This is a genomic window from Streptomyces roseifaciens, assembly GCF_001445655.1.
In the GTDB taxonomy this organism is placed as follows: Bacteria; Actinomycetota; Actinomycetes; order Streptomycetales; family Streptomycetaceae; genus Streptomyces; species Streptomyces aureoversilis.
Genome location: NZ_LNBE01000004.1, coordinates 1,917,856 through 1,940,291 on the forward strand (window position 1 = coordinate 1,917,856; position 22,436 = coordinate 1,940,291).

A 22,436-nucleotide genomic window follows, 5' to 3' on the forward strand; every position below is an offset into this window, starting at 1 on the left:
TAACCGGCAAACCGACGGTCGGCGGCCTGGGGGAGGTGGGAGCGCATGGCCGGTCAGGACTGCCTGATCAGCAATGACTGGATCTGCGGCGAGTATCTGCGCACGCGGGGCCAGGAGTTGACGGACGCCACGCTCCAGCACATCGGCATCACGCTCGCGTCGGTCGCGATCGGGCTGCTCGTGGCCTTTCCGCTCGCGCTGCTGGCCCGCAGGTGGCGCGCGGTGGCCGGCCCGGTCCTCGGCCTGACCACCGTGCTGTACACGGTGCCGTCGCTGGCGATGTTCTCGCTCCTGGTGCCGTTCTTCGGGCTGTCGCCGGCCGTCGTGATCACGGGCCTCGTGCTGTATTCGCTCACGATCCTCGTGCGCAACATCCTCGCCGGGCTCGCCGCGGTCCCGGAGGAGACGCGGGAGGCGGCCCGCGGCATGGGCTACGGCCCGGTGCGCCTGCTCTTCGGGGTGGAACTGCCCCTGGCGCTCCCGGCCCTGATGGCGGGTCTGCGGATCACCACGGTCTCCACGATCTCGCTCACCACCGTCGGCGCGATCCTCCACTACGGCGGTCTGGGCAATCTCGTCTACGACGGGATGCACAGCTACTTCAAGGCGCAGGTGCTCACCGCCTCGGTGCTCTGCGTGGCCCTGGCCGTCGCGGCCGATCTGCTTCTGCTGCTCGTCCAGCGGCTGCTCACCCCGTGGACGAGGGCGGGGAAGAAGGCCGGGAAGGCGGCGGGGAAGGCGAAGTCCGGCCCCGGGGGCGGGAAGGCCACCGGCCGGCCCGCGGCTGCCGAGGGGGCGCTCTGATGGGGGTCGTCGAGCGTACGTGGACGTGGCTGGCCACCGGCGCGCACTGGTCGGGCACCGACGGCGTGTGGCACCGGCTCGGTGAGCATCTGTTCCTGACGGTGGTGTGCCTGGCCCTCTCCTGCGCGATAGCGCTTCCGGTGGCCGTGCTGCTGGGCCATCTGGGCAAGGGCGGCGCCCTCGCGGTGAACCTCTCCAACGCGGGCCGCGCGGTGCCCACTTTCGCCGTGCTGGTGCTGTTGCTGCTCAGCCCGCTGGGCACGCACGGCTCCTGGCCCACGGTCATCGCCCTGGTGCTGTTCGCGATACCCCCGCTGCTGACCAACGCCTACGTGGGCATGCGCGAGGTGGATCGCGACGTGGTCGAGGCGGCCCGCGGCATGGGAATGACAGGCCGTCAGCTGATCGCCCGTGTCGAGCTCCCACTGGCCTTCCCGCTGATCGTGACGGGCGTGCGGACCGCCGCCGTCCAGGTCGTGGCGACGACCACGCTCGCCGCCCTGCCCGGCGGCGGCGGCCTGGGCCGCATCATCACGGCCGGCTTCCGGCTCACCGACACCGCCCAAGTGGTGGCGGGCGCGCTCCTGGTGGCGGTGCTCGCCCTGCTCGTCGAGGGCGTGCTGGTGGCGGCCGAGCGGCTGCTGGATCCGGTGCGCCGGCGTACGGGTCCGGTGCCGGGGTAGGCGCGGCGCCGGTCATCGAAGCGACGGCGGCCGGAGAGCCGGGCGCCGGAACCGAAGGGCGGATTTTTTCGTGTTTTCTGTGTTTCCCATGTTTTCTGCCGGTTCCGCGAGCAGCGCCCCGCGCCGGGCACGGACCTCCCGCGCCCTGCTGGCGATGGCCGGTGTCACCGCCCTGACGGCGGGCCTCGCCGCGTGCGGGGGCGACAGCCTGGAGAAGTCCGGGGGAGGGGGCGGCGGCTCGGCGAAGCCGGGCGGGGGTTCCCTCGTCATCGGGTCGGCGGGGTTCACGGAGTCCAAGGTGCTCGCCGAGATATACGCGGGCCTGCTGAAGGACGCCGGATATTCCCCGTCGATCAGGACGGCCGAGGCGCGCGAGCTCTATGAACCGGAGCTGGAGAAGGGCCGGATCGACGTCGTCCCGGAGTATGCGGCGACGCTCGCCGAATTCCTGAACAAGAAGCAGAACGGCAAGGACGCTCCCGCCGTCGCGTCGGCCGACGCGGATGCCACGGTGAAGGCCCTGCGCAAACTCGCGGAGCCGCGCGGACTGAAGGTGCTCGATCCGGGGCGCGCGGTCGATCAGAACGCCTTCGCGGTGACGGCGGAGTTCGCGGAGAAACACCAGCTCAAGACGCTTTCCGATCTTGGGAAGTCGAGTCAGGAGGTCAAGCTCGCGGCTGGTGACGAATGCCCGCAGCGGCCCTTCTGCCAGCCCGGCCTGGAGAAGACCTACGGCATCAAGGTCGCGGGCATCAGCCCGCTGGAGGTGGGCAGCGTCCAGGCCAAGCAGGCGGTCAAGGACGGCAAGGCGCAGCTGCTCCTGACCACCACCACGGATGCCACCCTCGAACAGTTCGGACTGGTCCTGCTCAAGGACGACAAGAAGCTCCAGAACTCCGACAACGTGCTGCCGGTGGTGAATGCGGAGAAGGCCGGTTCGCAGAAGGTCGCCGATGCTCTCGCGAAGCTCACCAGGGTGCTGACCACGGAAGATCTCACCGAACTCAACAAGAAGGTTGATGCGCAGCGGCTCAAGCCCGCGGATGTCGCCGCGCAGTACCTCAAGGAGAAGGGGCTGCTGACGAAGTGAGAGGTGTAGGGGACAAGTAAGATCAAGGGAAGAGTTTCGTGGTGGAGTCACACTCCGAAGGCGACGCACGGTAAGTTTCAGGCCATGCCACGAGGACGCCACCGCCATTCGCCATCCCTGCACAGGCTTCTTCCCCCATCGGCGGTCGCCGCGACATCCGTCGCCTGCGCCGCCGGTGCCTGGGTGGTAGGTGAAACGGTCGTCATCCGGGGCCTCGCCGCGGCGGCAGCCGCCGCCGCGGTGGTCGGTGCCGTGCTGATGCGCCGTTGGGACCGCTCCGCCGGAAGGCGGGTCGCCCAGCTCACCGCCGCCCGCACACGGGACGAGTGGAAGACCGAGGAGCGCATAGCCGAGCTGGAGACGGACCTGGAGGACACCCGGGCGGCCAAGGCCCGGCTGGAGTCCAAGCTGCGCGGCAAGCGCGCCGAGCTGGCCCGTCTCCGCACCGAGCACGCCGACCTGCTGCGCCGCTACGCCGCCGCCGAGACCGGGCGGGCCAGCGCGCTGGAGAGCCGCCGGGTCGCCCGGGGCGGTGCGTCCCTCGGCGCCCCGGCGCTGGGGCCCGGCGCGCCGCTCACGGTGCCCGGCCCGGCCGTCGACCCGGCCGCGTACCGCAAGGCCGCGGAGGCGCTGCGCAGCCTGGGCGGCGGCGCGGCGGAGGCCGAGCCCAAGAGTGGGGCCCGGCCCGCCCCGGGGCCCGCGGCCCTGCCCCGGCAGAAGCCCGCGAGCGCTTCCCGCGCGGCGTCCGAGGCCGTGCCGCAGCCGCGCCCGGAGGCGCGTCCGGGCACGGAGCGGGCGCCCGAGTCGGCCGAGCCGGCCGAGGCGGGCAAGCCTGTCGAGGCGGGCAAGCCGGCCGAGCCGGAGACCGAGGGCAAGCCGGAGCCCGGCGCCGCCCTCAAGCCCGCGCTCCGCGCCGCCGTGCCGCAGGCCCCCGCCCGGCGTCCCGCCTCCCGTGCCACGGGCGGCTTCGACTTCTTCGGCACCCAGCGCCCGGCCCCGGCCCAGCGCCCCGTCGAGGAGACGGACCTCGCGGACGTCGTCGGCGAGGAGGCCCTCGCCGAGGCCAAGGCCAAGGCCGAGGCCGAGGCCGACGCGGAGGCCGGGAAGGACGGCGAGCGCGCCGGGGACGACGTCATCGACCTGACCGCGCACGACGAGACCGAGCAGATAGACGTGGCCGAGCTGCGTACGGCCGCCTCGTAGGCAGCCCGCGACCCGGCCTGCAGAAACGAAACCCCCGGTGGATGCCCACCGGGGGTTCTGCGTTGACTCGCCGATGCTTACTCGCCGGCCTCGCCGGCGTCTACTTGTCGATGTCGCCGACCACGAAGAACAGCGACCCCAGGATCGCCACCATGTCGGCGACCAGCGTCCCCGGCAGCAGCTCGGTCAGCGCCTGGATGTTGTTGAAGGACGCGGAGCGCAGCTTCAGCCGGTACGGCGTCTTCTCGCCCTTCGAGACCAGGTAGTAGCCGTTGAGGCCGAGCGGGTTCTCGGTCCACGCGTAGGTCGCGCCCTCGGGGGCCTTGAGGACCTTCGGCAGCCGCTGGTTGATCGGCCCGGGCGGCAGCTCGGCGATCCGGTCGAGGCAGGCCTCGGCGAGCTCCAGCGCGTTGTGGGTCTGCTCCAGCAGACACTCGAAGCGCGCCAGGCAGTCGCCGTCCTCGCGGGTGACGACCTTCAGGGTGTCCTGCAGCTCCCCGTAGGCGAGGTACGGCTCGTCGCGGCGCAGGTCGAAGTCGACGCCGGACGCGCGGGCGATGGGGCCGCTGACCCCGTACGCGTGCACCGTCTCGCGCGTGAGCACGCCGACGCCGCGCGTACGGGCCCGGAAGATCTCGTTGCCGAGCACGAGCCGGTCGTAGACGTCCATCCGGGAGCGGACCTGGGCCACGGCGTGCCGCGCCCGGCCCAGCCAGCCGGCGGGCAGGTCCTCCTTGAGGCCGCCGACGCGGTTGAACATGTAGTGCATGCGGCCGCCGGAGACCTCCTCCATCACCGTCTGGAGCTCCTCGCGCTCGTGGAAGGCGTGGAAGACGGGGGTGATGCCGCCGAGCTCCAGGGGGTAGGAGCCGAGGAACATCAGGTGGTTGAGGACCCGGTTCAGCTCGGCGAGGAGCGTACGGGTCCACACGGCGCGCTCGGGGACCTCCATGCCGAGCATCCGCTCGACGGCCAGGACGACGCCCAGCTCGTTGGAGAACGCCGACAGCCAGTCGTGGCGGTTGGCGAGCATGATGATCTGCCGGTAGTCGCGGGCCTCGAAGAGCTTCTCCGCGCCGCGGTGCATGTAGCCGACGATCGGCTCGGCCTCGCGGACCCGCTCGCCGTCGAGGACGAGCCGCAGGCGCAGCACGCCGTGCGTGGACGGGTGCTGGGGTCCGATGTTGAGCACCATGTCGGTGCTCTCCGCCGCACCGCCGATGCCGACTGTCGTCTCCGTCATGGGGGTCATGGGGACAAGTCTGTCAGCCTTCTGCCCCGGCCCCGTCCGGGGCGGGGTCCGGGCGGCCCGGGAGCAGCCCCCGGCAGGCCTCGCCGACGGGCTGCACCAGCCAGCCGAAGGCGCCCAGGCCCGCCGGGGAGGTGAGCTCGGCGGCCTCGCCCGCCCGCCCCAGCGCGCGGACGTAGGCGGCCGGGTCGGTCGAGGCGAGCGACAGCGGCGGGCGGCCGCCGTCCACGCCGAGGGCGTGCAGCGCCTCGCGCTGGGTCAGCACGGTGCTGCCGGGGCCCGCGCACGCGTCCATGGCGACGTGGGCGGTGATGTCGCACGAGCCGTCCGGCACCGGCCGCACCTCGCGGCCCTCGCGGAAGCCGGCCAGGGTGCCGAAGGGCGGGCGGCCGGCCCGCTCGTGGGCGTAGTCGACGGCCACGGCGAGGCCGGCGCGCAGGCTGCCCACGGCCCGCGCCCAGGCGGCGTCGCGCGGGTGCCCGATCTCGGCGCGGGTGCCGGGGGGCGCGCCGTCGACGGGCCACCAGCGGGCGAGCCACGCGGCGTCCCCGCCCGTGACCGGCTCGCCGAGCATCTCCTCGCCGTCCTCCTGGACGAGCACCTGGCGCGCGACGCCCTCGGCGTCGGTCTCGGCGACGTCCACGGGCACGTTGTCGAGCCATTCGTTGGCGAACAGCAGGCCCTCGGTGCCGTCCGGGATGTCACCCACCCAGGTGATGCGCGGGTCCAGGCCGTCCGGGCGGGCGGCCCGCTCGACGGCGACCGGCCTCAGCCGCGCCGTCACCTTCTCCGGCAGCCGGGCGAGGACGCCGGTGAGCAGTTCGCCGCGGCCGGCGCCGACGTCCGTGAAGGTCAGCTCCGCCGGGTGCCCGAGCGCCTCGTCGACCCGGCGCAGCAGCTCGGCGACGGCCCCTGCGTACAGCGGGGAGGCGTGCACGGAGGTTCGGAAGTGCCCGGCGGGGCCCTCGGGGCGCCGGTAGAAGCCGCCGGGACCGTAGAGCGCGGCCTCGGTCGCAGCGCGCCATGTCATCGTTCCGCTTGCCATACGCACACGCTATGCGCCCTTCGCGGACACGCCGCCTCCACCTTGCGGAGTAGAAGGAGCGTCACCGGATCGATCGCCGGGCTGACCCCGGCACGTACCCGACGTGCCTACGCTGGGTGACGTGCACCGCCTCTACGACTTTCTCCGCAGGCACCCGACGGGTGTGGACAGCTTCTGGGCCTTCCTGCTGTTCGGGATCAGCATGCTCGCCGCCGCCGAGGAACACGGCGTGTCGGGGACCCAGCAGGCCGTGAACGTCGTCACGGTGGTGACCCTCAGCCTCGTGATCGCCCTGCGCCGCCGCGCCCCCGTGCCGATGCTGTTCCTGGCGATCGCCAGCGGCCTCGCCCAGATCGCGGCCGACGTCCAGGGCACGATCGCCGACATCGCGATGCTCGCGATCGTGTACACCGTCGCCTCCGGCCACGTCCGCTGGGCGTCGAGGGTGGCCCTGGCCGGCGGGCTGGCCGCGCCGGTGCTCTTCCTGATCCGGTGGCCGGTCGTCGACCGCGGGATCGGCGGCACGCTCATCGCCCTGGCCTTCCTCACCGCCCCCTTCGTCCTCGCCTGGGTGCTCGGCGACTCCATGCGCACCCGCCGCGCGTACTGGGCCCAGCTGGAGGAGCGCGCCACCCGCCTGGAGAAGGACCGCGAGCAGCAGGCGCGGATGGCCGTGACGGCCGAGCGGGCGCGCATCGCCCGCGAGCTGCACGACGTCGTCGCGCACAACGTCTCGGTGATGGTCGTCCAGGCCGACGGCGCCGCGTACGTCCTCGACGCCTCGCCCGAGCAGGCCAAGCAGGCCCTGGAGACGATCTCCGGCACGGGCCGCCAGGCGCTGGCCGAGATGCGCCGCCTGCTGGGCGTCCTGCGCACCGAGGAGGGCACCACCGAGGGCGGGGACTACGTGCCGCAGCCCGACGTCGAGCAGATCGGCGATCTGGTCGAGCAGGTGCGCGACGCGGGCCTGCCCGTGGAGTACGAGGTCGAGGGCGCGGCCCGCCCGCTGCCCAGCGGCGTGGAGCTGACCGCCTACCGCATCGTGCAGGAAGCCCTGACCAACACCCGCAAGCACGGCGGCCCGGAGGCCGGTGCGAGCGTCCGCCTGACGTACTTCGACGACGGGCTCGGCCTGCTCGTCGAGGACGACGGCCGGGGCGCGCAGCACGAGCTGTACGAGGCGGGCGGCGCCGACGGCATGGGCCACGGCCTGATCGGGATGCGCGAGCGCGTCGGCATGGTCGGGGGCACGCTGGACGCGGGCCCGCGGCCCGGCGGCGGGTTCCGGATCAGCGTGCTGCTGCCGGTGAAGCCGGGCGGTCGCTGACCATGGTGTTTGCTGGTGCCGGACGTTTTGCCGCCGTATTCCGACCGAGGGAAGGGACATCTGCATGTCCATCCGGGTGATGCTCGTCGACGACCAGGTACTCCTGCGCACCGGCTTCCGCATGGTGCTGGCCGCCCAGCCCGACATGGAGGTCGTCGCCGAGGCCGGGGACGGCGCGGAGGCCCTGGAGGTGCTGGCCGGCACCGAGGTGGACGTCGTCCTGATGGACGTCCGCATGCCGCGGCTCGACGGCGTGGAGGCGACGCGCCGGATCTGCGCCCAGGAGGATCCTCCGAAGGTGCTCATCCTGACCACCTTCGACCTGGACGAGTACGCGTTCTCGGCGCTCAAGGTCGGCGCGAGCGGCTTCATGCTCAAGGACGTGCCGCCGGCCGAGCTGCTCGGGGCGATCCGTGCCGTGCACAGCGGTGACGCGGTGGTCGCGCCCAGCACCACCCGCCGCCTGCTGGATCGTTTCACCCCGATGCTGCCGAGCACGACGAAGGAGCCGGCCGGCACGGAGCTGGGGCGCCTGACCGAGCGGGAGCGCGAGGTCATGCTGCTGGTGGCGCAGGGCCTGTCCAACGGCGAGATCGCGGCGCGGCTCGTGCTCTCGGAGGCCACGGTCAAGACGCACGTGGGGCGCATCCTGACCAAGCTGGGGCTGCGCGACCGGGTGCAGGTGGTGGTGCTGGCCTACGAGAGCGGTCTCGTGCGGGCCGGGGGCGGGACGCCGCAGAGGTAGCGCACGGGGCGCGGTGGGCCCGGCGGCCGCGGTGCCGGCCGCGGCGCCCGGCTACCTCAGGACCGTCTCCAGGAAGTCGCTTCCCAGGCGGGCCACCACCGGCAGGTCCAGCTGGTGGAGGACGTAGCGGCCGCGGCGGCGGGTGGTCAGCAGGCCCGCCTTCTTCATCACGGCTATGTGCCGGGAGACCTCGGGCGGTGTCAGGCCGAAGACGGTGGCCAGCTCGCTGGTGGTGTGCGGGCCGCGGGCCAGCGTGCGGCACAGCCGCATCCGGACGGGGTGCGCGAGCGCCTCCATCCGGTGCTGCACCAGCTGCAGGGCCGTGCCCTTGGGGAGCTCGGGCGTGGCCACGGGGTACTGCACCATCGGCTGCCAGCCGGGCCGGTTCAGCACGATGAGGTGGGGCCATCCGAACGCGGTCGGTATGAACGTGAGCCCGTCCCCGTGGGCCGTCGCCCGGCCGTTCTGCAGCTTGTCGAGGACGATCCGCGTGCCGCCCGCCCTCAGGGAGACGGCCGTGGAGACCGCGGCCATGGCCTCGGCGAGCCCCTTGCGCCGCAGCAGGTCCGCCTTGTGCCGGGCGTCCGTGGAGAGCTGCACCCGTACGCGCTGCCAGTTGTCGGCGAAGAAGGCTTCCTCGCAGTCCTCCAGGAGCCTGCGCAGCCAGGCGCGCAGCGCGGGCGGGTCCTCCAGCATGCGGTCGGTGAACTGCGCCTGCCGCGGGCCCCGGGCGGCGGACAGCTCGCGCACCCGTACCCGCTGCCCGGCGTCGACCAGCGGGGAGGGCTCGGGCCGCTCGGAGCTGCAGGTGACCTCGAAGGCCGCGGCCACGAACTTCTCGTCGTCCATGCGGTCGAGGTCGTCGAGCTCCTCGGCGAGCGTGGCCCGGGGTACGGCGGGCAGCAGCAGGTCGGAGCGGGCGGAGCGCCACAGGAAGTCGGCCTCGGTCAGCCGGTCGGCGAGGTCGGGCCGGAGCCCGGAGGCGGTCGCGGTGGCCCAGCCGTGCAGCCCGGGGTGGTGGCCGGGCTCCGCCAGGACGTGCAGCATCGCACCGAGTTCCGCCAGCGGCGACGGGTTGAAAAGGATGCGCTCGTGAGGCAGCCCGGTGATGTCGATCTCCACGCTCATGCGCCCATCGTGCCTCTCCCCCCGGGGGTCCGGCCGTCACTTGACGGCTCTCGTCAATTGAAGCGGCAGGGGCGCCCCCACCGGCGCACCGTGGATCACATGAACGCAGCCCAGCAGCACATGCTCGACCTCTACCGCGCCGCCCAGCACGGGGAGCCGGCCCCGCCCGCCCCCGGCACCGGGGACGTGGAGGCCTACCGCTCCTTCCGCACCTGGCGCGCCTTCCAGGCGGTCGTCGACGGGCGGGTGGCCGCCCGCCGCGCCCGCCGGGCGGCGGTGTTCCGCTTCCTCCTCCCCGCCGCCCTCCTCCGCCCGGCAGCGGTCCGCCCGTCGGCCGTCCGGCCCTCTCCGGTGCGGGACGCCGGGCGCCGAGTCCCGGACGCCTGCGGCCGTCCGGCCGAGTGCTGACGCGCCCCCGGCCCGTCGGCCGCCCGGCCGGGCGCAGGGGAGTGGACCACCTGGTGTTCTCCCGCCTCCGGCGATCGCCGGCCCGGCACCCGGCCGATCACTCGAACGCGTGGCCGGGTTGTCCGCACGGCTAGCGTTATCCACAGGGCTGGGGACGGCCGGGGACCGCCCCTCGCGCCTCACGTAGCATGACGAAGGAATCGTCCGGTACCCGCCGCGGACTGGAACGGAAGGCCATCGCCGCGTGAACGCACATACCCATCCGGAGCACCCGAGCCCCCAGGACCGACCCGCCCGGCTCACCGTCGGGGTCGTCGGCACGGGCCGCGTCGGCCCGGCGCTCGCCGCCGCGCTCCGGCTCGCCGGGCACCGCCCGGTCGCCGCCTCCGGAGTCTCCGACGCCTCGGTGCGCCGGGCCGCCGCCCTGCTCCCGGAGGTCCCGCTCGTCACCCCCGCCGAGGTGCTCGCGCGCGCCGAGCTGGTCCTGCTCACCGTGCCCGACGACGCCCTGCCGGGCCTGGTCGCCGGGCTCGCCGAGACCGGCGCCGTCCGCCCGGGCCAGCTCATCGTGCACACCTCGGGCCGGCACGGCACCGCCGTGCTCGACCCCGCCCGCCGCGCCGGGGCCCTCCCGCTCGCCCTGCACCCCGCCATGACGTTCACCGGCACCCCGGTCGACGTCGACCGGCTCGCCGGCTGCTCCTTCGGCGTCACCGCCCCCGACGAGCTGCGGCTCGCCGCGGAGGCCCTGGTCATCGAGATGGGCGGCGAGCCCGAGTGGATAGCGGAAGAGGCCCGCCCGCTCTACCACGCGGCCCTCGCCCTCGGCGCGAACCACCTGGTCACCCTGGTCGCCCAGGCCATGGACCTGCTGCGGACCGCCGGCGTCGGGGCACCCGACCGCATGCTCGGCCCCCTCCTCGGCGCCGCGCTCGACAACGTCCTGCGCAGCGGCGACGCGGCCCTGACCGGCCCGGTGGCCCGCGGCGACGCCGGAACCGTCGCCGCGCACATCGCCGAGCTGCGCGCCCACGCGCCCCAGGCCGTCCCCGGATATCTGGCGATGGCCCGCACGACCGCCGACCGCGCCCTCGCGGCCGGCCTGCTCAAGCCGGAACTGGCGGAGGACCTGCTCGGCGTCCTCGCGGACGGAGGCACCGCATGACCACCCAGCTCACCCGCGACGCCGAGGAGCTGAAGGCCCTCCCGCGCGAGGGCCGCCGCGCCGTCGTGATGACGATGGGCGCCCTGCACGAGGGCCACGCCACCCTCGTCCGCGAAGCGCGCCGGCTGGCCGGGCCGGACGGCCAGGTCGTCGTCACGGTCTTCGTCAACCCGCTGCAGTTCGGCGCGGGTGAGGATCTCGACCGCTACCCGCGCACCCTCGACGCCGACCTCGCCATCGCCGGGCAGGCGGGCGCCGACGCCGTCTTCGCCCCCTCCGTGGACGAGGTCTACCCCGGCGGGGAGCCCCAGGTCCGCATCACCGCCGGCCCCATGGGCGAGCGCCTGGAAGGCGCCTCCCGCCCCGGGCACTTCGACGGCGTGCTCACCGTCGTCGCCAAGCTCCTGCACCTGACCGCGCCGGACGTCGCGCTGTTCGGCCAGAAGGACGCCCAGCAGCTCGCCCTGATCCGCCGCATGGTGCGCGACCTCAACTTCCCCGTGGAGGTCGTCGGGGTGCCGACGGTCCGAGAGGGCGACAACCTCGCGCTGTCGAGCCGCAACCGCTATCTCTCCGAGGCCGACCGGTCCACGGCGCTGGAGCTCTCCCGGGCCCTGCTCGCGGGCGCCGCGGCCGTGGACGGCGGCGCGGCCGCGGTCCGCAGCTCCGCCCGCGGCATTCTGGAAGCAGCGGCGAAGCTGGAGCCCCCGGTCCTCCTGGACTACCTGGCCCTGGTCGACCCCTCCGACTTCACCGAGGTCCCCGACGACTACGCGGGCGAAGCCGTCCTGGCCGTCGCCGCCAAGGTCGGCACCACCCGCCTGATCGACAACGTCCCCCTGCAGCTCGGAGCCGAGCGATGACCGGCATACGCCTCCACGCACCCAAGCCCGGCTGGTCCGTCGACGCCGACGTGGTCGTCGTGGGCTCCGGCGTCGCCGGGCTCACCGTCGCCCTGCGCTGCGCCGCCGCCGGCGCGAAGGTCACCGTCGTCACCAAGGCCCTCCTGGACGACGGCTCCACCCGCTGGGCGCAGGGCGGCATAGCGGCCGCGCTCGGCGAGGGCGACACCCCCGAGCAGCACCTGGACGACACGCTCGTCGCGGGCGCGGGCCTGTGCGACGACGAGGCCGTGCGCACCCTGGTCACCGAGGGTCCCGACGCGGTGCGCCGGCTCATCGCCACGGGCGCGCAGTTCGACACCGACGCCGAGAGCGGCGCCATCCTGCTCACCCGCGAGGGCGGTCACCACCGGCGCCGCATCGCCCACGCGGGCGGCGACGCCACCGGCGCCGAGATCTCCCGCGCCCTGGTCGAGGCCGTGCGGGCGGCGGGCATCGAGACCATCGAGCACGCCCTGGTCCTCGACCTCCTCAAGGACGCGGACGGCCGCGCCGCGGGCGTCACCCTGCACGTCATGGGCGAGGGCGAGCGCGACGGCGTGGGTGCCGTACGGGCCCGGGCCGTCGTCCTCGCCACCGGCGGCATGGGCCAGGTCTTCTCCGCCACCACGAACCCCGCCGTCTCCACCGGCGACGGCGTCGCCCTCGCCCTGCGCGCCGGGGCCGAGGTGTCCGACCTGGAGTTCGTCCAGTTCCACCCCACCGTGCTGTGGCTCGGCCCGGACGCCGAGGGCCAGCAGCCGCTGGTGTCGGAGGCCGTGCGCGGCGAAGGCGCCCACCTCGTCGACGCGGACGGCCACCGCTTCATGGTCGGTGCGCACGAGCTCGCGGAGCTGGCCCCGCGCGACATCGTCGCCAAGGGCATCATGCGCCGCATGCAGGAGCGCGGCGCCCAGCACATGTACCTGGACGCCCGCCACTTCGGCGCCGAGATGTGGGAGCACCGCTTCCCCACTATCCTCGCCGCCTGCCGCGCGCACGGCATCGACCCGGTGACGGAGCCGATCCCGGTCGCGCCCGCCGCGCACTACGCCTCCGGCGGCGTCCGCACGGACCTGCTCGGCCGCTCCACCCTCCCCGGGCTCTACGCCTGCGGCGAGGTCGCCTGCACGGGCGTGCACGGCGCGAACCGCCTGGCGTCGAACTCCCTGCTGGAGGGCCTGGTCTTCGCGGAGCGCATCGCCGCCGACGTGACCGCCGGCCTCCGCAAGGCGGGCGCGCCGGGGGAGGCCCTCCCGCCGGAGGCCTCCGCCGCCGGCACGGTGCTCGCCGGCCCGAAGGCCCGCCTGGAGATCCAGCGCATCATGACGGAGGGCGCCGGGGTCCTGCGCTCCAGGGAGAGTCTGGAGCGGGCCGCCGCGGAGCTGGCGCGCATCGACGAGGACGCCGCCGCCGCGCTGGAGGCGCCCGGTACGGAGAGCTGGGAGGCCACCAATCTCCTGCTCGTCGCCCGCGTCCTCGTCGCCGCCGCGCTCCGCCGCGAGGAGACCCGCGGCTGCCACTGGCGCGAGGACCGCCCCGACCGCGACGACACCGCCTGGCACCGGCATCTTTTGGTGACCCTGCGCCCGGACCGTACGCTCTCGGTCTCCACCACCGGGACGGCGGCCTTCCCGTCCGTCACGCCCGACCCGTCCACGACCGGCGCCGAACCGAGGAGCACCACGTGACCACCCCGAACGAACTCCCCCTCCACCAGATCGGCCAGGACATCCAGGTGAACCTCGAGACGGCCACCGGCGGCTGCGGTGACGGCTGTGGCTGCGGTGAGACGTTCGCGGAGGACGCGCTGGAGTGCGGGCTCGACCCGGACCTGGCCCGGCTGCTCGCCGAGGCCGGCCTCGACCCCCTGCAGATCGAGGACATCGCCCACCTCGCCATCGAGGAGGACCTCGACGGCGGCCAGGACGTCACCACCGTGGCGACCATCCCCGCCGACGCCGTCGCCACCGGCGACTTCACCGCCCGCGAGGACGGCACCGTCTCCGGCCTGCACATCGCCGAGGCGGTCCTCTCGGTCGTCTGCACCGAGGAGTTCGAGGTCGAGCGGCACGTCGAGGACGGCGACCGGGTGACCGCCGGCCAGAAGCTGCTCACCGTCCGCACCCGCACCCGCGACCTGCTCACCGCCGAGCGCAGCGCGCTCAACCTCCTGTGCCGCCTGTCCGGCATCGCCACCGCGACCCGCGAGTGGGCCGACCTGCTGGACGGCACCAAGGCCGCCGTCCGCGACACCCGCAAGACCACGGTCGGCCTGCGCGCCCTGGAGAAGTACGCGGTGCGCTGCGGCGGCGGCGTCAACCACCGCATGTCCCTGTCGGACGCGGCGCTCATCAAGGACAACCACGTGGTCGCGGCCGGCGGCGTGGCCGAGGCCTTCAGGGCCGTGCGGGAGGCCTTCCCGGGCCTGCCCGTCGAGGTCGAGGTCGACCGGATCGACCAGATCCCGCCCGTCCTCGCCGAGGGCGCCAACCTCATCCTGCTCGACAACTTCACCCCCGAGCAGACCCGCGAGGCCGTCGAACTCGTCGCGGGCCGGGCCCTGCTGGAGTCCTCCGGCCGGCTCACGCTCGTCAACGCCCACGCCTACGCCGAGACCGGCGTGGACTACCTGGCGGTCGGCTCGCTGATCCACTCGTCCCCGATCCTCGACATCGGCCTCGACCTGCGGGAGCGCGACGAGGACGACGCGCAGGAGGAAGCCGCCTGATGCTGCTCACCATCGATGTCGGCAACACCCATACGGTCCTCGGCCTGTTCGACGGCGAGGAGATCGTCGAGCACTGGCGGGTGTCGACCGACGCCCGCCGCACGGCCGACGAACTGGCGGTCCTGCTCCAGGGCCTGATGGGCATGCACCCGCTGCTGGGCGAGGAGCTGGGGGACGGCATCGACGGCATCGCCATCTGCTCCACGGTCCCCGCCGTCCTGCACGAGCTGCGGGAGGTCACCCGCCGCTATTACGGCGACGTGCCCGCGGTGCTGGTCGAGCCGGGCGTGAAGACCGGCGTGCCGATCCTGATGGACAACCCCAAGGAGGTCGGCGCCGACCGGATCGTCAACGCCGTCGCGGCCGTCGAGCTCTACGGCGGCCCGTGCATCGTCGTCGACTTCGGCACGGCCACCACCTTCGACGCGGTCAGCGCCCGCGGCGAGTACGCGGGCGGCGTGATCGCCCCGGGCATCGAGATCTCGGTGGAGGCGCTGGGCGTCAAGGGCGCGCAGCTGCGCAAGATCGAGCTGGCCCGCCCGCGCGGCGTCATCGGGAAGAACACGGTCGAGGCCATGCAGTCCGGCATCCTCTACGGCTTCGCCGGGCAGGTGGACGGCGTCGTCGAGCGGATGGCCCGCGAGCTCGCCGACGATCCGGAGGACGTCACCGTCATCGCCACCGGCGGCCTGTCGCCCCTGGTGCTCGGCGAGGCGTCCGTCATCGACGAGCACGAGCCGTGGCTCACGCTGATCGGCCTGCGGCTGGTCTACGAGCGGAACGTCTCCCGCGCGTAGCACGCAACCAACCGTCCGTTTCAACTGTCCTGTCAGCTGCGGAACCTGATTCGGCATCCGACGGGCATGGAGTGTATGGGGAATGAAGCGGACAATGCGGTGGGCGGTGCTCCCCGCCGCGACGCTGGCGGCCGGGCTGGGGCTGTGCGCCGGCCCGGCGCAGGCCGGAGCGGCGCCCCGCGCCGACTACCAGGCCATCGCCCATCCGGTCGTCGGGCAGGTCGGCGAGACCGTCGAGGTCGAGCTGGGGGTCAGGAACGGCGGCCCCGGCCCGGCCGGCGGGCGGCCCGGGTACGGCGCCGGCACGTACGAGGTGACGCCGCCGCCCGGCACGACGATCGTCGCGACCCCGCACAGCGGCGTCCGGCAGCCCTGCGTGGCGAAGCCGGGCCCGTCCGCGGAGCCCGGCTCGTACGTCTGTTCCATCGGGGAGAACTTCACGGCCGGGGAGCGGGAGACGCTGGGCTTCCGGGTCCGCATCGACGAGAAGGTCGACGGCGCCGAGGGCCGGGTCCGGATCCTCGACCGCGACGGCGAGCCGGCCGCCGACCCCGACCCGGACCCCGGCAACGACTCGGCGCCGATCCGCGTCGAGGTCGTGGACCGGGTGCCCGAGCCGTACGCCGAACCGTCCACCAACAGCACCCTGCTGCTCGCCACCACCTCCGGTACCGCCGTCTCGGCGGGCGCCATCGCGCTCGGGGTCACCCGTCGCAAGCAGCGCTGACTCCCCGGGCGTCCCCCGGGCGTCCCGTGGGCGCCTGTGGGTGACCGGCCCGTGCCACGCCGTAAATATCCAGCTAGGCGAAAATTGTCCGTTTAGCACTTAAAGTCGGCCCATGCCCACGCCCTATGGATCACGCGGCGGCATGGCGTTCAGCGCGGACGAACTGCGCGTGCTGCGCCGAGCCCTCGCCATCGCCCTCCACCCCCACGCCGTCCCCGGGCGCCCCGGCCCCGAGCGCGCCGCGGAGGTGCGCGACTGCCACCGGCTCGCCGCGGCCGTGGACGAGGCCGTGCTGGAGAGCGGAAGGCTGCGCGCCTTCCTCCTCGCCGACCTCGCCCGCTACCGCGCCGCCCTCCCCGGCGCCGCCTCCGGCTACGCCGAGCGCCTCCAGGACGCCCTCGCGGCGGGCTACCGGCCGCGCACGGAGGACCTCGACGCCCTCCGGGCCCTGTGCTCGACCCCCTCGGCCGGGCCCGCCACGACCGGCTACCGGGCCCTGCTGCGCCGCTGCGAGCTCGTCGCGGGCCCGGCCGGCCGCGCCGCGGCGGCCGACCGCGTGGCCTGCGCGGTGCCCGCCGCGCGCATCCGGCTGCGCCGCACTCCGCTGCTCGCCCTGCCCGGCGGCCTCCCGCCCACCGCCGACGGCCCGGCGGGCCCCGGGCAGAAGCCGCACCGGAAGCCGGAGGAGAAGCCCCCGGGCAAGCCCGGCACGGATCCCGGCAAGCAGCCGTCCGGGCCGCGCCCGGACCGGCCCATCCCCACGCCCGGCGAGGTCTTCCCGCCCCGGCGCAAGCCCGCGCCGCCCCCGGCGGGCGAGACGCCGCACGCCCGACCCGCCTGAGCGGCCTTCCGGAGCGCGCGTAATCTGGACGGGTCGCTCAGATCCGCGCAAGCCAGACCCAGAAGGAGCCGACGGCCATGGATTATGTCGCCGCGCTGGTGCCGCCCGTCGTGATGGCAATCGCCTTCACCGCCCTGGTCGTGACGATCATCAAGAGTCAGGGCGGCGCGAACAGGGGCAAGGAGGACGCCCTGGTCGACGCGGCCCTGGCCCGGGCCGAGGCCGCCCAGCAGGCCGGCAAGGGCAGCGCCGCCTGACGCGCACCCCCGCCTGACGCGCATCTCCGTCCGGCACACATCTCCGTCCGGCACGCATCCCCGTCCGGCGCGCACCTCCGCGCGGCGCGACGGCCGCCGGATGCGCCCCCGGCGGGCGCAGGTGCTCACGGGCGTACGGTTCGAGACCGCATTTCTCGGCCGTGCGCCCTTTTTGCCGCCCCTTTGCTGCCCCGATAAAGCGTCATTCCAGACATCTCCCACTATTATTCGCGTGTGGTCAGACGCCTGGGTGATCTGGAAGACGCCGTCATGACGCGCGTGTGGGACTGGAACCGGCCGGTCACTGTTCGAGAAGTGCTGGAAGACCTTCAACAGGAACGGTCCATCGCCTACACGACGGTCATGACCGTAATGGACAACCTGTATCAGAAGGGCTGGCTGCGCAGGGAAGCGGAAGGCCGCGCCTATCGATATGAGGCGGTCTCGAACCGGGCCGCCTACTCAGCCGCACTGATGAACGAAGCGTGGTCCGTGAGCGACAACCCCGCGGCCGCTCTCGTCGCCTTCTTCGGCATGATGTCGGCCGAACAACGCGAAGCCCTGCGGGACGCCATCCGGGTCGTGCAACTCGACGGGCCCGGCGACGGCACCGGGGCCCCGGGGCGATAGCGTCCGGGCATGCCCGCACTATCAAAAGTCGTCACCGTCCGCCGTGCCCGGACCAGCGATGTGCCGGCGCTGCGCCGTCTCATCAACACGTACGTTCGTGACCGCATCCTCCTCGACAAAGCCACCGTCACTCTTTACGAGGACATCCAGGAGTTCTGGGTGGCCGAGCGGGACGAGGACGGCAGCGTCATCGGCTGCGGGGCCCTGCACGTGATGTGGGAAGACCTGGCCGAGGTGCGCACTCTCGCGGTGGACCCGGACGTCAAGGGCGGCGGGGTGGGCCACGCCGTACTGGGCAAGCTGCTGCAGACGGCGCGCTGGCTCGGCGTGCGGCGCATTTTCTGCCTCACCTTCGAAGTGGACTTCTTCGCGAAGCACGGCTTCGTGGAGATCGGTGAGACACCCGTGGACGGTGATGTCTACAGCGAGCTGCTGCGTTCCTATGACGAGGGTGTCGCCGAGTTCCTGGGTCTCGAACGGGTGAAGCCGAACACCCTTGGCAACAGCCGGATGCTTCTGCATCTGTGATCGCGGTCCCTATGTCCGAATCGCGCCCCTATCACATGCCTCCGGAAGGGATGGTTCCCACGCGGAAGGCGGGCTGAACCTTCCCGGGGGGTTTGTGTTTTTCCGGGAAAGGCGGTTTGCTATTCCTCCGTAATCCCATTTTCCACTGAAAGGATTCCCCGTGGCGCAGAAGGTTCAGGTCCTTCTTGTCGATGACCTCGACGGTGGCGAGGCCGACGAGACCGTGACGTTCGCCCTGGACGGGAAGACGTACGAGATCGACCTCACCACGGCCAACGCTGACAAGCTCCGCGGTCTGCTGGAGCCGTACACCCGCAGCGGGCGCCGTACCGGCGGCCGTGCCGCGGGCGCTCGTGGCAAGGTGCGCGCCGCCGCCGCTGCCGGCAGCCCCGACACCGCGAAGATCCGCGCTTGGGCCAAGAAGAACGGCTACAGCGTCAACGACCGCGGCCGCGTGCCCGCCGACATCCGCGAGGCGTACGAGAAGGCCAACGGCTGATCTTCCGCCGGCCCCTGCGAGCGTGCCCTGCGGGCGCGCAGCAACCGGGCCCGGTGGACCTCCGTGGCCGCCGCGCCCACGAGCCGTGCGAGATCGGGGGCGCCCCCCTCGCCCCCGAGGCCGGTCACCGGCAGTGACGGCTCGACCTCGTTCCCAGGGCTCCCCGGTACGGGAGGCCGTACCCACACGGCCCTTCCCGGCTTGTCCGGCTTCCCGGGACCGAGCGCCCCGAAGCGCCCGTGGCCCGGGCCGACGGGCACCGGCGCGGCGATCCGCCCGCCCTGCCCCAGCGCGGCCAGGTCCAGGGGGACCGCGCCCCACTCCAGCCAGTCGAGCAGCTCCGGCAGCTCGTCCGCGCTGCCCGCGGCGACCAGGAACCACAGCCTCCGCGTCCGGACGTCGAGGGCGACGGGGCCGGTGCGCACCGGGCGGCCGAGCACGGCGGAGCCGGCGTCCAGGGGAAGGTCCAGGACGTCGAAGCGGAGGCCGGTCGGCAGCTCCAGGGGCGTCGCGCCGGAGGTCGGCCAGCCCAGCTCGTGCTCGTACCACCGACGCGCCTGGCACCATTGATCTGCGGGACCGCCGGGGCGCGGGAGGGCAACGGTCATGTGCGGTGCAACTGTGAAAACGCCAAGAGGTTACTCTGGGTGGGTAGTTGGGCACACTCCGTATAAGGAGTGGGGGGCGCACAGGCGCTCCGGGCGGCGTGAGGGTGTTCGCCCGTAGCGGATGGACGGTGCCCGCGCCGCATGGATTGTCAATCCTTGCGGGTAAGAGGTTCCCCATGGGAAGAGGCGGTGCGACACCGCGCGGAGCGCGTCATCAAGGGTGGCGGCGGGCGATGGGCGGGCGTGTCGGGCCGGGCTCGCGTTCGCCGTCGGCGTAGTGACGGCGAGCGTATATGCCTGGCCTGCGGGAACATCGTCTCCCACCATCGGGTTGGAGGAGATGTCGGCTGTTCGGCAGCAGGTTTCCCCGCCGACGCGGGGTGATCCGGACGGATGTCGGCAGTTGGAATGAGCTGTCCCGTCCCGCGGGACTAGCATGCGGAAGGACAGGGAGGGGACCGACCCCTACTTGCCTGACCGCTCTGAGGAGCGATTAACGATGTTCGAGAGGTTCACCGACCGTGCGCGGCGGGTTGTCGTCCTGGCTCAGGAAGAAGCCCGGATGCTCAACCACAACTACATCGGCACCGAGCACATCCTCCTGGGCCTGATCCACGAGGGTGAGGGTGTCGCCGCTAAGGCCCTGGAGAGCCTCGGGATTTCGCTCGAGGCGGTCCGCCAGCAGGTGGAGGAGATCATCGGCCAGGGCCAGCAGGCCCCGTCCGGGCACATCCCCTTCACCCCCCGTGCGAAGAAGGTGCTGGAGCTCTCGCTCCGCGAGGCCCTTCAGCTCGGCCACAACTACATCGGCACCGAGCACATCCTGCTCGGCCTGATCCGCGAGGGCGAGGGCGTCGCCGCCCAGGTCCTCGTGAAGCTGGGCGCCGATCTCAACCGAGTCCGGCAGCAGGTCATCCAGCTGCTCTCCGGCTACCAGGGCAAGGAAGCCGCCACGGCCGGCGGCCCGGCCGAGGGCACGCCCTCGACCTCGCTCGTCCTGGACCAGTTCGGCCGCAACCTGACGCAGGCCGCCCGCGAATCCAAGCTCGACCCGGTCATCGGGCGCGAGAAGGAGATCGAGCGGGTCATGCAGGTCCTGTCCCGCCGTACGAAGAACAACCCGGTCCTCATCGGCGAGCCCGGCGTCGGCAAGACCGCCGTCGTCGAGGGCCTGGCCCAGGCCATCGTCAAGGGCGAGGTGCCCGAGACCCTCAAGGACAAGCACCTCTACACCCTCGACCTCGGCGCCCTGGTCGCCGGCTCCCGCTACCGCGGTGACTTCGAGGAGCGCCTGAAGAAGGTCCTCAAGGAGATCCGCACCCGCGGCGACATCATCCTGTTCATCGACGAGCTCCACACCCTGGTGGGTGCGGGCGCCGCCGAGGGCGCGATCGACGCCGCCAGCATCCTCAAGCCGATGCTGGCCCGCGGCGAGCTGCAGACCATCGGTGCCACCACGCTCGACGAGTACCGCAAGCACCTGGAGAAGGACGCCGCCCTCGAGCGCCGCTTCCAGCCCATCCAGGTCGCGGAGCCCTCGCTGCCGCACACGATCGAGATCCTCAAGGGTCTGCGCGACCGCTACGAGGCCCACCACCGCGTCTCCATCACGGACGAGGCGCTGGTCCAGGCCGCCACGCTCGCCGACCGCTACATCTCCGACCGCTTCCTGCCGGACAAGGCGATCGACCTGATCGACGAGGCCGGCTCCCGGATGCGCATCCGCCGGATGACCGCGCCGCCGGACCTCCGCGAGTTCGACGAGAAGATCGCCGACGTGCGCCGGGAGAAGGAGTCCGCGATCGACTCGCAGGACTTCGAGAAGGCCGCCTCCCTGCGCGACAAGGAGAAGCAGCTCCTCGCCGCGAAGACCAAGCGGGAGAAGGAGTGGAAGGCCGGCGACATGGACGTCGTCGCCGAGGTCGACGGCGAGCTGATCGCCGAGGTCCTCGCCACGGCCACCGGCATCCCGGTCTTCAAGCTGACGGAGGAGGAGTCCTCCCGCCTGCTGCGCATGGAGGACGAGCTGCACAAGCGCGTCATCGGCCAGAAGGACGCCATCAAGGCGCTCTCCCAGGCCATCCGGCGCACCCGTGCGGGCCTCAAGGACCCCAAGCGTCCGGGCGGATCGTTCATCTTCGCCGGCCCCTCGGGTGTCGGTAAGACCGAGCTGTCCAAGACCCTCGCCGAGTTCCTCTTCGGCGACGAGGACGCCCTGATCTCCCTCGACATGTCGGAGTTCAGCGAGAAGCACACCGTCTCGCGCCTCTTCGGCTCGCCCCCCGGCTACGTGGGCTACGAAGAGGGCGGCCAGCTGACGGAGAAGGTCCGCCGCAAGCCGTTCTCGGTGGTCCTGTTCGACGAGGTCGAGAAGGCCCACCCGGACATCTTCAACTCGCTCCTGCAGATCCTGGAGGACGGTCGCCTGACCGACTCCCAGGGCCGGGTCGTGGACTTCAAGAACACCGTCATCATCATGACGACGAACCTCGGCACCCGGGACATCTCCAAGGGCTTCAACCTGGGCTTCGCCGCCCAGGGCGACGTCAAGACCGGCTACGAGCGCATGAAGGCCAAGGTCAACGAGGAGCTCAAGCAGCACTTCCGGCCCGAGTTCCTCAACCGTGTCGACGACACGGTGGTCTTCCACCAGCTCACCGAGGAAGACATCATCCAGATCGTCGACCTCATGGTCGCCAAGGTGGACGAGCGGCTCAAGGACCGCGACATGGGCATCGAGCTCAGCTCCGAGGCCAAGTCGCTCCTGGCGAAGAAGGGCTACGACCCGATCCTGGGCGCCCGCCCGCTGCGCCGCACGATCCAGCGCGAGATCGAGGACATCCTCTCGGAGAAGATCCTCTTCGGCGAGCTGCGCCCCGGCCACATCGTGGTCGTCGGCACCGAGGGCGAGGGTGAGGAGAAGAAGTTCACCTTCCGCGGCGAGGAGAAGTCGGCCCTGCCGGACACCCCGCCGATCGAGTCGGCTGCGGGCGGGGCGGGTCCGAACCTGTCCAAGGACGCGTAAGCGCTCCTGCCACAGCTCATTCCGCGACAGCGGGGCGGCCCCGGAACCTCACGGTTCCGGGGCCG

Annotated in this window: 23 protein-coding genes; 19 read left to right on the plus strand and 4 right to left on the minus strand. The window is 72.8% G+C overall.

Annotated elements, in window-relative coordinates; genetic code table 11:
* Nucleotides 1–45: 45 nt before the first annotated feature.
* The 4 genes from AS857_RS25800 to AS857_RS40100 all read left to right on the plus strand — a co-directional run bounded on the left by AS857_RS25800 (nucleotide 46) and on the right by AS857_RS40100 (nucleotide 3,780).
* Nucleotides 46–804 (plus strand): ABC transporter permease, encoded by a 759-nt coding sequence (locus AS857_RS25800; RefSeq protein ID WP_058045621.1) that lies wholly within the window; start codon nucleotides 46–48, stop codon nucleotides 802–804.
* Complete coding sequence (locus tag AS857_RS25805) at nucleotides 804–1,487, plus strand: ABC transporter permease (protein WP_058045622.1); 684 nt, start codon at nucleotides 804–806, stop codon at nucleotides 1,485–1,487. Before AS857_RS25800 ends, AS857_RS25805 begins: the two co-directional genes overlap by 1 nt.
* A gap of 88 nt (nucleotides 1,488–1,575) precedes the next feature.
* Nucleotides 1,576–2,577 carry an ABC transporter substrate-binding protein gene (locus tag AS857_RS25810; RefSeq protein WP_063278432.1) on the plus strand — a complete coding sequence of 334 codons (1,002 nt, stop codon included), beginning with the start codon at nucleotides 1,576–1,578 and terminating at the stop codon, nucleotides 2,575–2,577.
* A gap of 183 nt (nucleotides 2,578–2,760) precedes the next feature.
* Complete coding sequence (locus tag AS857_RS40100) at nucleotides 2,761–3,780, plus strand: hypothetical protein (protein WP_063804359.1); 1,020 nt, start codon at nucleotides 2,761–2,763, stop codon at nucleotides 3,778–3,780.
* Nucleotides 3,781–3,880: 100 nt separating this feature from the next.
* On the opposite strand, the gene AS857_RS25820 is transcribed toward AS857_RS40100, so the two are convergent.
* Nucleotides 3,881–5,023 carry an NADH-quinone oxidoreductase subunit D gene (locus AS857_RS25820; protein ID WP_058045625.1) on the minus strand — a complete coding sequence of 381 codons (1,143 nt, stop codon included), beginning with the start codon at nucleotides 5,021–5,023 and terminating at the stop codon, nucleotides 3,881–3,883.
* 22 nt (nucleotides 5,024–5,045) lie between these two features.
* Nucleotides 5,046–6,074 carry an SAM-dependent methyltransferase gene (locus tag AS857_RS25825; RefSeq protein WP_058045626.1) on the minus strand — a complete coding sequence of 343 codons (1,029 nt, stop codon included), beginning with the start codon at nucleotides 6,072–6,074 and terminating at the stop codon, nucleotides 5,046–5,048.
* Nucleotides 6,075–6,195: 121 nt separating this feature from the next.
* Here AS857_RS25825 and AS857_RS25830 point away from each other — a divergent pair, with 121 nt between their 5' ends.
* The gene (locus AS857_RS25830; protein WP_058047054.1) at nucleotides 6,196–7,401 is read left to right on the plus strand and encodes a sensor histidine kinase; all 1,206 of its coding nucleotides are present in this window, start codon (nucleotides 6,196–6,198) and stop codon (nucleotides 7,399–7,401) included.
* Between the two features lie 64 nt (nucleotides 7,402–7,465).
* Nucleotides 7,466–8,146 carry a response regulator gene (locus tag AS857_RS25835; protein WP_058045627.1) on the plus strand — a complete coding sequence of 227 codons (681 nt, stop codon included), beginning with the start codon at nucleotides 7,466–7,468 and terminating at the stop codon, nucleotides 8,144–8,146.
* A 51-nt stretch (nucleotides 8,147–8,197) separates the two neighbouring features.
* On the opposite strand, the gene AS857_RS25840 is transcribed toward AS857_RS25835, so the two are convergent.
* Entirely contained in the window at nucleotides 8,198–9,274 is a 1,077-nt protein-coding gene (locus tag AS857_RS25840) for a DUF5937 family protein (RefSeq protein ID WP_058045628.1), read from the minus strand.
* Nucleotides 9,275–9,373: 99 nt separating this feature from the next.
* Here AS857_RS25840 and AS857_RS36730 point away from each other — a divergent pair, with 99 nt between their 5' ends.
* From AS857_RS36730 to AS857_RS25900, 12 genes are all read left to right on the plus strand, one after another.
* The gene (locus AS857_RS36730) at nucleotides 9,374–9,682 is read left to right on the plus strand and encodes a hypothetical protein (protein ID WP_063278433.1); all 309 of its coding nucleotides are present in this window, start codon (nucleotides 9,374–9,376) and stop codon (nucleotides 9,680–9,682) included.
* A 244-nt stretch (nucleotides 9,683–9,926) separates the two neighbouring features.
* On the plus strand, nucleotides 9,927–10,847 hold the full coding sequence (locus AS857_RS25850; protein ID WP_058045629.1) for a Rossmann-like and DUF2520 domain-containing protein: 921 nt from the start codon (nucleotides 9,927–9,929) through the stop codon (nucleotides 10,845–10,847).
* A complete protein-coding gene (panC, locus tag AS857_RS25855; protein WP_058045630.1) occupies nucleotides 10,844–11,710 on the plus strand; it encodes a pantoate--beta-alanine ligase in 867 nt (288 codons plus the stop codon). Before AS857_RS25850 ends, panC begins: the two co-directional genes overlap by 4 nt.
* Nucleotides 11,707–13,419: an L-aspartate oxidase gene (locus AS857_RS25860; RefSeq protein WP_058045631.1), complete on the plus strand. Its 1,713-nt coding sequence runs from the start codon at nucleotides 11,707–11,709 to the stop codon at nucleotides 13,417–13,419. Before panC ends, AS857_RS25860 begins: the two co-directional genes overlap by 4 nt.
* Nucleotides 13,416–14,459, plus strand: a complete 1,044-nt coding sequence (gene nadC, locus AS857_RS25865) for a carboxylating nicotinate-nucleotide diphosphorylase (protein ID WP_058045632.1) — start codon at nucleotides 13,416–13,418, stop codon at nucleotides 14,457–14,459. The genes AS857_RS25860 and nadC overlap by 4 nt, the downstream gene beginning before the upstream one ends.
* The gene (locus tag AS857_RS25870) at nucleotides 14,459–15,256 is read left to right on the plus strand and encodes a type III pantothenate kinase (protein WP_058045633.1); all 798 of its coding nucleotides are present in this window, start codon (nucleotides 14,459–14,461) and stop codon (nucleotides 15,254–15,256) included. The genes nadC and AS857_RS25870 overlap by 1 nt, the downstream gene beginning before the upstream one ends.
* Before the next feature lie 82 nt (nucleotides 15,257–15,338).
* Nucleotides 15,339–15,983, plus strand: a complete 645-nt coding sequence (locus AS857_RS25875) for a hypothetical protein (protein WP_144440894.1) — start codon at nucleotides 15,339–15,341, stop codon at nucleotides 15,981–15,983.
* 112 nt (nucleotides 15,984–16,095) lie between these two features.
* Nucleotides 16,096–16,824 carry a hypothetical protein gene (locus AS857_RS25880; RefSeq protein WP_079110624.1) on the plus strand — a complete coding sequence of 243 codons (729 nt, stop codon included), beginning with the start codon at nucleotides 16,096–16,098 and terminating at the stop codon, nucleotides 16,822–16,824.
* A 77-nt stretch (nucleotides 16,825–16,901) separates the two neighbouring features.
* The gene (locus AS857_RS25885) at nucleotides 16,902–17,081 is read left to right on the plus strand and encodes a hypothetical protein (protein ID WP_058045636.1); all 180 of its coding nucleotides are present in this window, start codon (nucleotides 16,902–16,904) and stop codon (nucleotides 17,079–17,081) included.
* 234 nt (nucleotides 17,082–17,315) lie between these two features.
* Nucleotides 17,316–17,711 carry a BlaI/MecI/CopY family transcriptional regulator gene (locus tag AS857_RS25890; protein ID WP_058045637.1) on the plus strand — a complete coding sequence of 132 codons (396 nt, stop codon included), beginning with the start codon at nucleotides 17,316–17,318 and terminating at the stop codon, nucleotides 17,709–17,711.
* Nucleotides 17,712–17,720: 9 nt separating this feature from the next.
* The gene (locus tag AS857_RS25895) at nucleotides 17,721–18,239 is read left to right on the plus strand and encodes an amino-acid N-acetyltransferase (protein WP_058045638.1); all 519 of its coding nucleotides are present in this window, start codon (nucleotides 17,721–17,723) and stop codon (nucleotides 18,237–18,239) included.
* Between the two features lie 160 nt (nucleotides 18,240–18,399).
* Complete coding sequence (locus tag AS857_RS25900; protein ID WP_058045639.1) at nucleotides 18,400–18,738, plus strand: histone-like nucleoid-structuring protein Lsr2; 339 nt, start codon at nucleotides 18,400–18,402, stop codon at nucleotides 18,736–18,738.
* Here the strand turns inward: AS857_RS25900 and AS857_RS25905 are convergent.
* Nucleotides 18,669–19,346 (minus strand): SCO3374 family protein, encoded by a 678-nt coding sequence (locus AS857_RS25905; RefSeq protein WP_058045640.1) that lies wholly within the window; start codon nucleotides 19,344–19,346, stop codon nucleotides 18,669–18,671. The genes AS857_RS25900 and AS857_RS25905 overlap by 70 nt on opposite strands.
* A 499-nt stretch (nucleotides 19,347–19,845) precedes the next feature.
* Here AS857_RS25905 and AS857_RS25910 point away from each other — a divergent pair, with 499 nt between their 5' ends.
* On the plus strand, nucleotides 19,846–22,371 hold the full coding sequence (locus AS857_RS25910) for an ATP-dependent Clp protease ATP-binding subunit (protein WP_058045641.1): 2,526 nt from the start codon (nucleotides 19,846–19,848) through the stop codon (nucleotides 22,369–22,371).
* Nucleotides 22,372–22,436 lie beyond the last annotated feature (65 nt).